Annotated in this window: 12 protein-coding genes; 4 read left to right on the forward strand and 8 right to left on the reverse strand. The window is 73.0% G+C overall.

From position 1 onward, the window contains the following. Nucleotides 1–35: 35 nt before the first annotated feature. The gene (locus tag ACFZDK_RS47715) at nucleotides 36–1,259 is read right to left on the reverse strand and encodes an arginine deiminase (RefSeq protein WP_359226246.1); all 1,224 of its coding nucleotides are present in this window, start codon (nucleotides 1,257–1,259) and stop codon (nucleotides 36–38) included. Between the two features lie 128 nt (nucleotides 1,260–1,387). Here ACFZDK_RS47715 and ACFZDK_RS47720 point away from each other — a divergent pair, with 128 nt between their 5' ends. Both ACFZDK_RS47720 and ACFZDK_RS47725 read left to right on the forward strand, forming a co-directional pair. After that, a complete protein-coding gene (locus ACFZDK_RS47720) occupies nucleotides 1,388–2,524 on the forward strand; it encodes an SPFH domain-containing protein (protein ID WP_390983324.1) in 1,137 nt (378 codons plus the stop codon). Between the two features lie 31 nt (nucleotides 2,525–2,555). Beyond that, nucleotides 2,556–3,449, forward strand: a complete 894-nt coding sequence (locus ACFZDK_RS47725; protein WP_390983327.1) for a hypothetical protein — start codon at nucleotides 2,556–2,558, stop codon at nucleotides 3,447–3,449. 22 nt (nucleotides 3,450–3,471) lie between these two features. Here the strand turns inward: ACFZDK_RS47725 and ACFZDK_RS47730 are convergent, their stop codons facing one another. The 4 genes from ACFZDK_RS47730 to ACFZDK_RS47745 form a co-directional block, all read right to left on the reverse strand. Continuing rightward, nucleotides 3,472–6,018 (reverse strand): polynucleotide kinase-phosphatase, encoded by a 2,547-nt coding sequence (locus tag ACFZDK_RS47730; RefSeq protein ID WP_390983330.1) that lies wholly within the window; start codon nucleotides 6,016–6,018, stop codon nucleotides 3,472–3,474. Beyond that, the gene (locus ACFZDK_RS47735) at nucleotides 6,015–7,490 is read right to left on the reverse strand and encodes a 3' terminal RNA ribose 2'-O-methyltransferase Hen1 (protein ID WP_390983333.1); all 1,476 of its coding nucleotides are present in this window, start codon (nucleotides 7,488–7,490) and stop codon (nucleotides 6,015–6,017) included. The genes ACFZDK_RS47730 and ACFZDK_RS47735 overlap by 4 nt, the downstream gene beginning before the upstream one ends. Before the next feature lie 112 nt (nucleotides 7,491–7,602). Next, nucleotides 7,603–8,526, reverse strand: coding sequence for a DUF4232 domain-containing protein (locus ACFZDK_RS47740; RefSeq protein ID WP_390983336.1), 924 nt, complete (start codon nucleotides 8,524–8,526; stop codon nucleotides 7,603–7,605). Between the two features lie 99 nt (nucleotides 8,527–8,625). After that, nucleotides 8,626–9,549 carry a TIGR03560 family F420-dependent LLM class oxidoreductase gene (locus ACFZDK_RS47745; protein WP_390983339.1) on the reverse strand — a complete coding sequence of 308 codons (924 nt, stop codon included), beginning with the start codon at nucleotides 9,547–9,549 and terminating at the stop codon, nucleotides 8,626–8,628. Between the two features lie 240 nt (nucleotides 9,550–9,789). Here ACFZDK_RS47745 and ACFZDK_RS47750 point away from each other — a divergent pair, with 240 nt between their 5' ends. Then, the gene (locus tag ACFZDK_RS47750; RefSeq protein WP_390983342.1) at nucleotides 9,790–9,969 is read left to right on the forward strand and encodes a hypothetical protein; all 180 of its coding nucleotides are present in this window, start codon (nucleotides 9,790–9,792) and stop codon (nucleotides 9,967–9,969) included. 31 nt (nucleotides 9,970–10,000) lie between these two features. Here the strand turns inward: ACFZDK_RS47750 and ACFZDK_RS47755 are convergent, their stop codons facing one another. The 3 genes from ACFZDK_RS47755 to ACFZDK_RS47765 all read right to left on the reverse strand — a co-directional run bounded on the left by ACFZDK_RS47755 (nucleotide 10,001) and on the right by ACFZDK_RS47765 (nucleotide 12,104). Further along, complete coding sequence (locus ACFZDK_RS47755) at nucleotides 10,001–10,459, reverse strand: DUF6099 family protein (RefSeq protein ID WP_355710137.1); 459 nt, start codon at nucleotides 10,457–10,459, stop codon at nucleotides 10,001–10,003. A 194-nt stretch (nucleotides 10,460–10,653) separates the two neighbouring features. Then, the gene (locus tag ACFZDK_RS47760) at nucleotides 10,654–10,983 is read right to left on the reverse strand and encodes a MazG-like family protein (RefSeq protein ID WP_390983345.1); all 330 of its coding nucleotides are present in this window, start codon (nucleotides 10,981–10,983) and stop codon (nucleotides 10,654–10,656) included. Continuing rightward, a complete protein-coding gene (locus tag ACFZDK_RS47765; RefSeq protein ID WP_390983347.1) occupies nucleotides 10,980–12,104 on the reverse strand; it encodes an ATP-binding protein in 1,125 nt (374 codons plus the stop codon). Before ACFZDK_RS47765 ends, ACFZDK_RS47760 begins: the two co-directional genes overlap by 4 nt. 142 nt (nucleotides 12,105–12,246) lie before the next feature. Here ACFZDK_RS47765 and ACFZDK_RS47770 point away from each other — a divergent pair, with 142 nt between their 5' ends. Next, nucleotides 12,247–12,807 (forward strand): hypothetical protein, encoded by a 561-nt coding sequence (locus ACFZDK_RS47770; RefSeq protein WP_390983350.1) that lies wholly within the window; start codon nucleotides 12,247–12,249, stop codon nucleotides 12,805–12,807. The last annotated feature ends 194 nt before the right edge of the window (nucleotides 12,808–13,001 follow it).

Genomic DNA, 13,001 nt, shown 5'->3' on the forward strand with positions numbered 1-13,001 from the left:
CCACATTTCTATACAGGCCGATATCGCCGGATCCGTCACACCGCGTCCCGCTCCACCGGGCAGCTCATACAGCGCGGCCCGCCCCGCCCCCGGCCCAGTTCACTGCCCGGGATCTCGATCACCTCGATGCCCTGCTTGCGCAGATGGGTGTTGGTGGTGGAGTTGCGTTCGTAGGCGACCACGACACCGGGTTCGACGGCGAGGACGTTGCAGCCGTCGTCCCACTGCTCGCGCTCGGCCGCGTGGACGTCCTGGGTGGCGGTCAGCACCCGGATCTCGTTCAGGCCGAGGGCGGCGGCGATCGCGCGGTGCATGTGCTCCGGCGGATGGTCGGTGACCTTGAGTTCCTTCTCGCCGACGCCCGGTTCGATGGTGTACGAGCGGAGCATGCCGAGCCCGGCGTACTGGGTGAAGGTGTCGGCGCCGACCATCGTCATCACGGTGTCGAGGTGCATGAAGGCGCGCCGCTTCGGCATGTCCAGGGCCACGATCGTGCGCGCCGAGCCCGCCGCGAACAGCTTGTGCGCGAGCATCTCTACCGCCTGCGGGGTGGTGCGCTCGCTCATCCCGATCAGGACCGCGCCGTTGCCGATCACCAGGACGTCGCCGCCCTCGATGGTGGAGGGGTAGGCGGCCTGCCCCTCGGACCAGACGTGGAACGTTTCCGCACGGAAGAGGGGGTGGTGCCGGTAGATCGCCTCGAAGTGCACGGTCTCGCGCTGCCGGGCCGGCCAGCGCATGGCGTTGATGGAGACCCCGTCGTAGACCCAGGCGGAGGTGTCCCGGGTGAAGAGGTGGTTGGGGAGCGGTTCGAGGAGGAAGTCGTCCAGGTCCATGACGTGGAAGCGGACCGAGGTGGGCTCCTCGTGCGCGCCCAGGAACTCCCGCTTGGTCATCCCGCCGACCAGCGCCTCGGCCAGCTCGCGCGCGGGCAGCTTCTCGAAGGCGGCGCGCAGATGGTCGGTGGCGAGCGGGCCGTACTCCTTCTCGTCGAAGACCCGATCCAGGACGAGGGTGCGGGCGGCCGGGATCTCCAGCGCCTCCTCCAGCAGGTCGCCGAAGAGGTGGACGGCGACCCCGCGGTCGCGCAGCACGTCGGCGAAGCCGTCGTGCTCGGCCCGGGCCCGGCGCACCCAGAGGACGTCGTCGAAGAGGAGGGCGTCCTTGTTGCTCGGGGTGAGCCTTTTCAGCTCCAGATCCGGCCGGTGCAGGATGACGCGGCGCAGCCGCCCGGCCTCGGAGTCGACGTGGAATCCCATGTCTCCATCCTGACCATCGCGGACCGCGTTCACCCCCTGCTTGACCGTTTCCTTTTCTCGTCCCCTTGACGACAAGCGCCGCGCCCTGGATTATGGTCTTACTGACTCTAAATCATGAGGGGGGCACCATGGCCGACATCACCCGGCGCCTCGGCTGGCGCCATCTGCGCGGGGCGCCGACGGCGCACGTCCGACACCACCGGGGTGGCCGGCTGCTGCACGACGGACCGGGGCTCAGCTTCTGGTTCCGCGCGCTCACGGCGGCCATCTCGGAGATACCGGTCGACGACCGCGAACTGGCGATGACCTTCCACGCCCGTACGGCCGACTTCCAGGACGTGGCGGTGCAGGCGACGGTCACCTACCGCATCGGCGACCCGGCGGCGGCCGCCGCCCGCCTCGACTTCTCGATCGACCCGGACACGGGGGTGTGGCGGGGCACCCCGCTGGAGCAGCTGGGCACGCTGCTCACGGAGACGGCCCAGCAGCACGCGCTGCACGTGCTGGCCCGGACCCCGCTCTCGGCGGCGCTGGTCGACGGGGTGGCGGCGGTGCGGGAGCGGATCGCGCAGGGGCTGGAGGCCGAGCCCCGGCTGCCGGCGACCGGCATCGAGGTGGTGGCCGTCCGGGTGATGGCGCTGCGGCCGGAGCCCGAGGTGGAGCGGGCGCTGCGCACCCCGGCCCGGGAACAGATCCAGCAGGAGGCCGACCGGGCCACCTACGAGCGGCGGGCGGTGGCCGTCGAGCGGGAGCGGGCGATCGCCGAGAACGAGCTGGCCAGCCAGATCGAACTGGCCCGCCGCGAGGAGCAACTGGTCGAGCAGCGCGGCACCAACGCGCGCCGCGAGGCGGAGGAAGCCGCGGCGGCGGACGCGGTCCAGGCGGAGTCGCAGGCGGCCCGGACGGTGAAGCTCGCGGCGGGCGAGGCCGCCCGCTCCGTGAAACTGGCGGAGGCGGAAGCAGCCCGCTCCGTGACCCTCGCGGAGGCCGAGGCGGCCCGGTCCGTGAAGCTCGCCGACGCCGAGGCGGCCCGGACGGTCACGCTCGCGCGGGCCGAGGCGGCCGGCGCGCGGGAGGTCGGCGAGGCGCGGGCCGCAGCACAGGCGGCCTGGCTCCGGGTGCACGGCGAAGTGGACGTGGCCACCCTGCACGCCCTCACAGGCACCCGGCTCGCCGAGAACCTGCCACGCATCGACAGCGTGACCGTGTCACCGGACGTGCTGACAGGGCTGCTGGCGAAGCTGGGCTCGGGGGAGCAGGCATGAGCGGGGTGCGGCGGCTTCCGGAGGCGGCGCCGTGAGTCTCGCGCCCCGTGCTGTGCTCGTCCACCGGATTACCGAGTACGAGGAGTTGGTGGCCCACCACGGCACCCATGGACAGGCCGCCTTCTTCCTCTCCTCCCGGGGGCGGAGCATCGAGGAGGTCGCCGAACGGCACCGGCGGACCCGGCGGGCGCTCGCCGAGGTGACCTCGGCGGTGCCGCTGACCTGGCGTCAGGCCCGGGTGGAGCGGTCCGACCTGGACCGTTTCCTGTTCGCGCCGGAGGACGTGGTCGTGGTGGTCGGCCAGGACGGGCTGGTGGCGAACGTCGCCAAGTACCTGGACGGCCAGCCGGTGGTGGGCATCGACACCGACCCCGGCCGCAACCCCGGTGTCCTGGTACGGCACCGGCCCGAGCAGGCGGCCGTACTGCTGGCCTCGGTCGTGGCCACCGGCGTCGACGAGCTGACGATGGTCGAGGCGGTCGCCGACGACACGCAGCGGCTCGTGGCGCTCAACGAGATCTACCTGGGAACCGCCGGTCATCAGACCGCCCGATACCGCCTGGGCCTCGAGAACGACGGGGGTGTCGTCGAGGCCCAGGCATCCTCCGGGGTGCTGGTGGGCACCGGCACCGGGGCCACCGGCTGGCTGCGCTCGCTGTGGCAGGAACGCGGCACCCGGCTGCCGCTGCCCTCCCCCACCGAGGACCGCCTGCTGTGGTTCGTCCGGGAGGCCTGGCCGTCCCCGGCGACCGGGACCTCCCTGGTCGCCGGGGAGCTGACGGCCTCGGCGGCCCTGACCCTCACGGTCGAGTCGGACCGCCTGATCGCCTTCGGCGACGGCATCGAGACCGATGCCCTGGAGCTGACCTGGGGGCAGACCGTCCGGGTGGGGGCCTGCGCCCGCCGGCTCCGGCTGGTCGGCTGAGGCCCCGAGGCCCTGACGCCGGTCAGAGGCGGGGGTCGACCGGCTCCGACTCCAGGGCCAGCACCCCGAACACCGCCTCGTGGACCCGCCACAGCGGCTCGCCGTCCGCGAGGCGGTCCAGGGCCTCCAGGCCCAGGGCGTACTCGCGGATGGCCAGGGACCGCTTGTGGTTGAGGAAGCGGTTGCGCAGCCGGGCCAGGTTGTCGGGGCGGGTGTACTCGGGACCGTAGATGATCCGCAGGTACTCGCGGCCCCGGCACTTGATGCCGGGCTGGACCAGGCGGCCGTCCGGGTCGCGGACGACCGCGCCGAGCGGCTTGACGACCATGCCCTCGCCGCCCCGGCCGGTCATCTCCAGCCACCAGTCGACGCCGGCCCGCACCGACTCCGGGTCGCCGGTGTCGACGTACAGGCGGCGGGTGGTCTGCAGCAGACCGCTCGGGTCGTGCTCCACCAGCCGGTCCAGGAGGGCGAGTTGCCCGTCGTGCGGGAGCGCGGCGAGGCTGCGGCCCTGGACCGCGAGGATCTGGAAGGGGGCGAGGCGCACCCCGTCCAGGCCGTCGGTGGTCCAGCAGTAGCGGCGGTAGGCGTCGGTGAACGCGGCCGCGTCGGCGGCGCGGTCACGCTGCCGGTCGCGGAGCTCACCGATGTCGACACCGCGGGCCGCCGCGCCCTCCAGGGCGGCCAGCGCGCCCGGGAAGACCGCGCCGGAGGCGGCGCCCACGGCCGCGTACTGGGTGCGCAGCAGGCCGGAGGCCTTCAGCGACCAGGGCAGCAGCTCGGCGTCCAGGAGCAGCCAGTCGGTGGCGAGTTCGTCCCAGAGACCGGCCGCGTCGACCGCCGCGCGGATCCGGCCGAGGATCTCCTCGGTCACCGACTCGTCGGCGAAGAACGGGCGTCCGGTGCGGGTGTACAGGGAGCCGGTGGGGCCGGGGGCGACGCCGAAGCGCTTCTGCGCCGCCTCGGCATCCCGGCACACCAGGGCCACCGCCCGCGAGCCCATGTGCTTCTCCTCGCACACGACCCGGGCCACTGCGTCCCGCGCGTACTGGGCGAAGGCCTCCGCCGGGTGCTCCAGATAGCCCTCCTCGTGACTCGTGGCGGTGGGCGCCATGGTCGGCGGGAGGTACGGCAGCAGCCGCGGGTCGACCGCGAAGCGGCTCATCACCTCCAGGGCCGCCGCCGCGTTCTCCTCGCGGACCGCGATCCGGCCCTGGTAGCGGGTCTCGACGACCCGTCGGCCCTGGACGTCCGCCAGGTCAAGCGGCCGTCCGTCCTGACCGCCGGGTGCCTCCGTCCGCAGCGGGCGGGCCGGCTCGTACCAGACCCGCTCGGCCGGTACGTCGACCAGCTCCCGCTCCGGCCAGCGCAGCGCGGTCAGCTTGCCGCCGAAGACCGCTCCGGTGTCCAGGCAGATGGTGTTGTTCAACCAGCTGGCCTCCGGAACGGGCGTGTGACCGTAGACGACGGCCGCGCGGCCCCGGTAGTCCTCGGCCCACGGGTAGCGCACCGGCAGGCCGAACTCGTCGGTCTCGCCGGTGGTGTCGCCGTACAGGGCGTGCGAGCGGACCCGGCCGGAGGTGCGGCCGTGGTACTTCTCGGGCAGCCCGGCGTGGCAGACGACCAGCTTCCCGCCGTCGAGGACGTAGTGGCTGACGAGCCCGTCGATGAACTCCCTTACCTGCTGGGCGAACTCCTCGCTCTCGCCCTCCATCTGCTCGATGGTCTCGGCGAGTCCGTGGGTGTGCTGGACCTTGCGGCCCTTGAGATACCGCCCGTACTTGTTCTCGTGGTTGCCGGGCACGCACAGGGCGTTGCCCGATGCGACCATCGACATCACCCGGCGCAGCACGCCCGGGCTGTCCGGGCCGCGGTCGACGAGGTCGCCGACGAACACGGCGGTACGGCCGTCGGGGTGCACGCCGTCGGCGTAGCCCAACTTGGCGAGCAGCGACTCCAGTTCCAAGGCGCAGCCGTGGATGTCGCCGACGATGTCGAAGGGGCCGGTGAGGTGGGTCAGGTCGTTGAACCGCTTCTCGGTGACGACGGTCGCGGACTCGGCCTCCTCGACACCGCGCAGGATGTGCACCTTGCGGAAGCCCTCGCGCTCCAGGTGCCGGACGGACCGCCGGAGTTCGCGGATGTGGCGCTGGATGACCCGGCGCGGCATGTCGGCCCGGTCGGTGCGGGCCGCGTTGCGCTCGGCGCACACCTCCTCGGGCACGTCGAGGACGATGGCGATGGGCAGCACGTCGTACGTCCGGGCCAGGTCGATCAGCTGCTTTCGCGACTCCTGCTGCACGCTGGTCGCGTCGACGACCGTGCGGCGGCCGGCGGCCAGTCGCTTGCCCGCGATGTAGTGCAGGACGTCGAAGGCGTCCTTGGTCGCGCTCTGGTCGTTCTCGTCGTCGGAGACCAGGCCCCGGCAGAAGTCGGAGGAGATCACCTCGGTCGGCTTGAAGTGACGGCGTGCGAAGGTGGACTTGCCGGAGCCGGAGGCGCCGACGAGGACGACCAGGGAGAGGTCGGTGACGGGGAGGACCCGTCCGGTGCGCTGTGTCTCGGTCATGCCGCCTTCGCCTCCTTCGCGGCGATCGTGTCCGTGCCGATCTCGAAAACGGCCATCTGGGTGGGCGGGCCGACCTCGGGGTCGTCCGGGCCCACGGGGGTGAACTCGACGTCGTAGCCGTGGAGTTCGGCGACCCGGTGCGCCCAGGCGCGGAACTCCTCACGGGTCCACTCGAAGCGGTGGTCGCCGTGCCGGACGTGTCCGGCGGGGAGGCTCTCCCAGCGGACGTTGTACTCGACGTTCGGGGTGGTCACGAGGACCGTGCGGGGGCGGGCCGCGCCGAACACCGCGTACTCCAGGGCGGGCAGCCGGGGCAGGTCGAGGTGCTCGATCACCTCGCTGAGCACGGCGGCGTCGTACCCCTTGAGCCGCTGGTCGGTGTAGGCGAGCGAGCCCTGGAAGAGCTTGACGCGGGCGGCCTGCCGCTCCCCCATGCGGTCCAGCTTGAGCCGTCGGGAGGCGATGGTGAGCGCGCGCATCGACACGTCGACGCCGACGATCTCGGTGAAGGAGGGGTCCTTCAGCAGCGCCTGCACCAACTGGCCCTGTCCGCAGCCGAGGTCGAGGACGCGGGCGGCGCCGGAGCGCTTCAGGGCGGCGAGGATCGCCTCGCGTCGCTGCACGGCGAGCGGGGTCGGCTTCTCCTCCGTCTCCGTCTCGTCCTCGACCGCGTTGTCGAGGTCCTCGACCTCGCTGTCGTCGGCCTCGGCGAGCCGGACCAGCTCCAGCCGTTCCATGGCCTGCCGGGTCAGCGACCAGCGGCGGGAGAGGTAGCGGCTGGTGATGAGCTTCTGCTCGGGGTGGCCGGGCAGCCAGCCCTCGCCGGCCCGCAGCAGCTTGTCGACCTCCTCGGAGGTCACCCAGTAGTGCTTGGCGTCGTCGAGGACGGGGAGCAGGACGTAGAGGTGGCGCAGCGCCTCGGAGAGGGTGAGGGTCGCGGACTCCAGGACCAGGCCGACGTAGCGCGAGTCCCCCCACTCCGGGAACGCGGTGTCCAGGGCGACCGGTTCGGCGGTCACCGTCCAGCCGAGCGGCTCGAAGAGGCCGCGTACCAGGTCGGGGCCGCCGCGGGCGGGCAGCGCGGGGACCTCCACGCGCAACGGCCTCGGCTCTGCCGGGGCGTCGGGCAGGGCCCGGCACACCCCGCGCATCGCGCTGGAGAAGACCTTGCCGATCGCCACGGCGAGCAGCGAGGAGGCCGCGTACGGGCGGTCGTTGACGTACTGCGCGAGCGCCGCGTCGGGCGCCCCGCCGCGCCCCTTGCCCTTGCCGCGCCGGACCAGCGCCACCGCGTCGACCTCCAGGAGCAGCGCCGCCGTGCAGCGCTGAACGTCCGCCTCGGGGTAGAAGACGTGCGCGATGCCGTAGGAGGTCGAGAAGGTCTGCGCGTTGTCGGGGTGCTTGTGCAGCAGGTACCCGAGGTCGGTCGCGGGACGGTCGGCGGTGCCGGTGGTGGTGATCGTCAGGAACACGGTGGATCGCCTCGAAAAGGGTCAGGGAAGAGTGCGAAAGCGCTGGTCGTGCGCGTGTCCGCGGTCCCAACGTACCGAGGAAGACGGCGCGGGACGCGGAATTTCTCCCGTCCTACCGGTCGGCCCGCTGCCAGGCGCCGACGCCGAGCTCTCCCGTGGTGCCGAGATCCAGTTCCGGGGTGACCGTCACGGGCCGGGCGCCGGGCTTCGCCACGACCCGGACGTAGGGGACGTTCACCGCGGTGCCCGCCAGGGTGGTGTTGCGCCAGACCAGGCCGGACAGGGCGGTCTCACCGGGTTTCAGGGTGAGGGGGGCGGGCGGGTCGTCGAAGCCGGTTCCCGAGGCGATGGCGGCGCCGCCGTGCCGGATGCGGATGCCGTCGACGGGCGCGCGGTTCTCGTCCAGGAGGCTCAGCCGCGGATAGCCGTCGAGCGCGTAGTCCCGCTTCCCGCAGTTCTCCAGGTGGAGTCCGACGACGCGCAGGCCCATCGCCGCGTCGCCGTCGTCGGCCCACAGCCGCAGCCCGGAGGCCGGGCAGGCACCCGTCTCGGCCGGTGCCTCGTCGGCGGGGACCTTGGTGACCTGCTCGATCTTCACCCGGGTCACCGGGGAGGCACCCGGCGCGAGCACGCCCAGGTCGACGGTCCCGTTCCTGCTGCCGCCCGCCGCGACCCCGCTCACGGTCACCTTCTTGTTGCCCATGACCGCGCCGGTGTCCGTCGTGAAAGCGAAGATCACGGAGTAGGTCATGGCCTCGTCGCCGTCGTTGCTGACCTGGTAGGCGGCGGAGATGCCGGAGTCGCCGGGCAGCCGGTCCGCGTGGACCGAGCCCAGGGACGCGGACGGGCTCGGGGAGGCGGTGGGGAGGGCGACCGAGGTGATGCGGACACCGTCCACCGCGGGGTCGGTGACGGTGGCGCGGGGCGCCGGGACGGCCGCCCCGGCGCCGGTCGGGTCCGCGTGCTCCGTGCCGCATGCCGTGGCCAGGAGCAGGACTGCGGCAGGGGCGAGGAGACGGGGGTGGGGTCTGCGCATCCGGTCACCTCATCAGGGCGAGCAGCGGGCGACTGTGGCGGAAGCCACAGCTCCGGTCACAGCCGTGTCACAGCCGACCGGACGCGCGGACCCGGCCGGTTACGACAGCTGGGACTGGACCTGGGCGGAGATCAGCTCCAGGTGGTCCAGGTCGGAGAGGTCGAGGATCTGGAGGTAGAAGCGCCGGGCGCCGATCTCGGCGTAGCGGCCGATCTTCTCGACGACCTCGGCCGGGGTGCCGGCCAGGCCGTTGGTCTTCAGCTCGTCGACCTCGCGGCCGATCGCGGCGGCACGGCGGGCGACCTCCTGGTCGTCCTTGCCGACGCAGACCACGAGGGCGTTGGAGTACGTCAGCTCGTCCGCCTTGCGGCCGGCCGCCTCGACGGCGGCGCGCACCCGGCCGAACTGGGTCGCGCTGTCCTCGACCGAGGCGAACGGCATGTTGAACTCGTCGGCGTAACGCGCCGTCAGCTTCGGGGTGCGGGTGGCGCCGTGGCCGCCGATCAGCACCGGGATCCGCGCCTGGGCGGGCTTGGGCAGCGCGGGCGAGCCGGTGAGGTCGTAGTAGGTGCCGTGGAAGTCGAAGGTCTCGCCGGCCTTGGTCTCCCAGAGACCGGTGACGATCGCCAGCTGTTCCTCCAGCCGGCCGAACTTCTCCTTCGGGAAGGGGATGCCGTACGCCTTGTGCTCCTCCTCGAACCAGCCCGCGCCCAGGCCGAGTTCGACGCGGCCGCCGGACATCTGGTCGACCTGGGCGACCTGGATGGCGAGCACGCCGGGCAGGCGGAAGGTTCCTGCGGTCATGAGGGTGCCGAGGCGGATCCGCTTGGTCTCCCGGGCGAGCCCGGCGAGGGTGATCCAGGCGTCGGTGGGGCCGGGCAGGCCGTCGACGTCGCCCATCTTCAGGTAGTGGTCGGAGCGGAAAAAGGCATCGAACCCGAGGTCCTCGGTGGCCTTGGCCACGGTGAGGAGGGTGTCGTAGCTCGCGCCCTGCTGGGGCTCGGTGAAGATGCGAAGGTCCATGCGTCCATCCTGCATCTCCTTGCCCCCGTCAGCCGCATTGGTATCGGCCGTCCCGCGCGTCCCCGCCGCGGGTGAAGAGCGCCGACGGCGCGGCGTGGGGCCGTACCGGCCAGTGACCGGCCTCTTCGGTGATCGTTGGGTGGGCGGTGCCGGGCCTGCCGGCGCCCGCGCCGGACGGTCTCCGCCGCGCGTCAGATGGCCCGCCGCCGACGGCGGGCCGGGGGGGCCGAGGAGGCCGTCTTGTCCGAAGAGTCCGCTCCGGGTTCCGTTCCGGATTCCGTTCCGCAGCAGGGTGGCCGGGCCGGTCAGCCGAAGGGGCTGCTCCAGCAGATGGAGGAGCTCATGGCGGCGCTGAACGCGGATCTGTCCGACCTCCACAAGGAGGCGGGACTGGCGCAGGGATCGACGATCGAGAGCTGAACGCCGTCCGGCGTGATCCGCCGGACACCCGCTAGCCGTCGCGGACTTCCTCCCGGGCCGCCAGCTTGCGCAGCATCTCCAGCACCCGGTCCCGGGACTCGTCGGCGGCGTCGATGGCCTCCATGCACTGCCAGTACGTCGCCTCGTCGGCCGCGGTACTGGCCATGCCGACGAGCGTGATGCCGACCTCGCCGAGGAGGCCGCCGAGGCTCAGCAGGGTCTGGCGGGCGTCGTCCAGTTCGGTGAGCTGGGCGGCGCGCAGGGCGCCGGGGTCCAGGTCAGGGGTGCCCAGCACGCCGCAGCCCCGGCCCGCCAGCTCGGTGAGGCCGAGCGCCTCGCCGCGCAGCTCGGGCGGACCGGAGACGGCCAGCCTGCTGCCGATCGCCTGGGCCAGGGCCTGGGCCTGCCATACCTCGGTCATCAGTTCCGGTACGCCGGCGCCGTGCGCCAGCGCCCGTCTGCTCACCACGATGAGCCGCATCGCGTCCATCCGTCGCCCCGTCCCCGTCGGTCCGAACTGCCTTGCCGCACTCAGTAGTTCACTACCCAGAGTGAGGGTGCGCGAGACGCGAAGCCAGAGGAAGACGGAAATCTGTGGACAACAATTCGGATTCGGGCGGGGTTCCGGCTACGGAGCGTTAATGTGGACTTTCGGACTCCCTCCCTGGGTGCCCTGATCCCCCGTCAGGCACGCGGGAACCGCTGCTCGTTGCGGTCGATCTTCGCGGCGAGCGCGGCCAGCGGGTCGATGTCCAGGACCTCGCAGAGCTGCAGCAGATAGGCCAGGACATCGGCGACCTCGTCCGTGACCTTGTGCGCGGTGTCGGGGTCGGCCATCACCCGGGACGACTGCTCCGGGGTCAACCACTGGAAGATCTCGACCAGTTCGGAGGCCTCCACGCTGAGCGCGGACACCAGGTTCTTGGGGGTGTGGTACTGCTGCCAGTCGCGGGCGGCGGCGAACTCGGCCAGCCTGCGCTGGAGTCTCGCCACGTCGAGGGGTTCGTCGGTCACGCGTCCAGGTGTACCACTGTGATCGCCCCGGCTCCGGGGGCCCAGGAGGCGTCGCTCACCGCTCCGACGAGACGGATGTGGCCGCGCTCGCCCATCAGGACGGCGGTGCGCAGGAGTTCGGCGCGCTGGCGGGGGTCGAGGCAGCGGTCGAAGCCGTCGGCGAGGACGGTCAGGCCGCGCATGGCGTCGGGGACCTCGCCGGGGGCGTCGACCTCCAGGACGCCGGGGCCGGTGAACAGGACCAGGGCGAGGGCGAGGTAGCGCAGTTCGCCGTCGCCGAGCCGTTCCAGTTCCGAGCGGTGACCGTCGCCCCGGTCGAGCAGCGCCCGTACCGTGCCGTCGCCGAGCGGTTCCGCGAGCAGATCGGCGACGGGGCCGGCGCAGCCGGTGCGCACGGCGTCGACGAGCAGCCCGTGCCGCCGCCCGCATTCGGAGCGGGTGCGCCACAGGACGTCGGCCAGGTTGTCGCAGCCGCGCAGCAGCCGTCCGGAGCCGCTGAGAACCGGGGTGCGCATGCCCTCGGGCCGCGGATCACAGGCGAACACCGACCGCAGCGCGACGACCATCTGCTCGGCGGCGGCGAGCACCTGCCGCTGTCCGTCCGTCTTCCCGGCCACCCGCAGCGGCAGCAGCGCGGTACCGAGCCGGTCGTCGGGGAGCGGGGCCCGGGTCACCGGTGCGGAGCCCGCCGTGTGCCAGGCGGCCTGGACGGCCCGTCGGCCCGGATCCCGCAGCGCGGTCTCCAGGAGCACGAGCCCTCCGGAGGTCAGCCGCTCCCCCACGATCCGCAGTTCCGGCTCCGCCTGCACGGCGACGTCGAGCCGTACCGGCCCTTCGGGACCGTCCGCCGTACACCCGATCCGGAACCCGCGCCGCCGCTGCGCATCGGGCCGCGCCCGCTCCGGCACCAGCGCGACGGGATCGGGAAACACCTCGCCCAGCTCGGCCCCGCCCCCGAGCCGCGCCAGCGCCTCGTACGCCGCCAGCACCGAGGACTTCCCGCTCCCACTGGGCCCGGCCAACAACGTCACCTGCCCCACCGGAAAGCTCGCTCCCCGATGCCGCGCGAACGCAGAAAGCCGCAACTCCGTGACCCGAGGCCGGGGATCACGACGAGGCACGACAACGGGCGCCGCCGGCCCCCGCCCCGCCCGAACCCCCGAACCGCCGTCGGCCTGACCGGCAACTCCCGCGTCCACCGGTGCCTCCCCGCGCCCCGACCGGGCACGGGGGACGGCCTCCGACGGCCGGGCGGACGCGCCTTTGCGTGCACGAGAGGGCCGCCCGGGCTGCGACGGGCCGTCTGGCCCCACCCGTACGCTCGGCACCGCCGGTGCGCTCGCCGCCGCCGGTGGCACCGCGCCGTCAGGCGAAGGCGGCAGCACGGCCGGCACATCGCCCGAACCCGTACGGCGGAGTCGCCCGGGCAACGACGGATCATCAGACCTCGCGGCCACGCTCGACGCTCCCGGTGACACCCCGTCTTCGGGCGACAGCGGCAAGGCGGCCCGTCCATCGCCCGAACCCGCACGGCGGGAGCGCCCGGCCGACGGCGAACCATCAGCCCCTTCCGCCGCACTCGGCAATCCCGATGACACCGCACCCTCCGACGAGACCGACGAGGCGGGCGCCGCGGCTCCCGAGCGCGCGCGGCGGGACCGTTCCGGCGACGGCGGGCCGTCGGGCCTTGCCGGTGTGCTCCCCGCAGCCGGTGGCGGCGGGGCTTCGGACGACGGCGACGGTGTGTCGCTCGGGGCGGAGTGGGCGGAGGGCGAAGGGCAGGGCGCGGACGACGCGGAGGGCACGGCCATATGCGGACCGTAGGGCTCCGGCTGAGCGGCGAACCGTTCCGTCGTCCGGACCTTCCTACGATCGGGGGACGGGCGTGCGCCGGCTCCACGACCGGCACGCCGATGGCGGAGCCGCCGCCGGGGGTGCCAGGGAGGCGCGTGAGCGCCCCCGAAGGCGCCTGTCCCTCAACCGGAGCAGCCGTTCATGATGCCCACCGAAGAGACGTC

Origin of the sequence: Streptomyces sp. NPDC007901, from assembly GCF_042959465.1 — a bacterium.
In the GTDB taxonomy this organism is placed as follows: Bacteria; Actinomycetota; Actinomycetes; order Streptomycetales; family Streptomycetaceae; genus Streptomyces.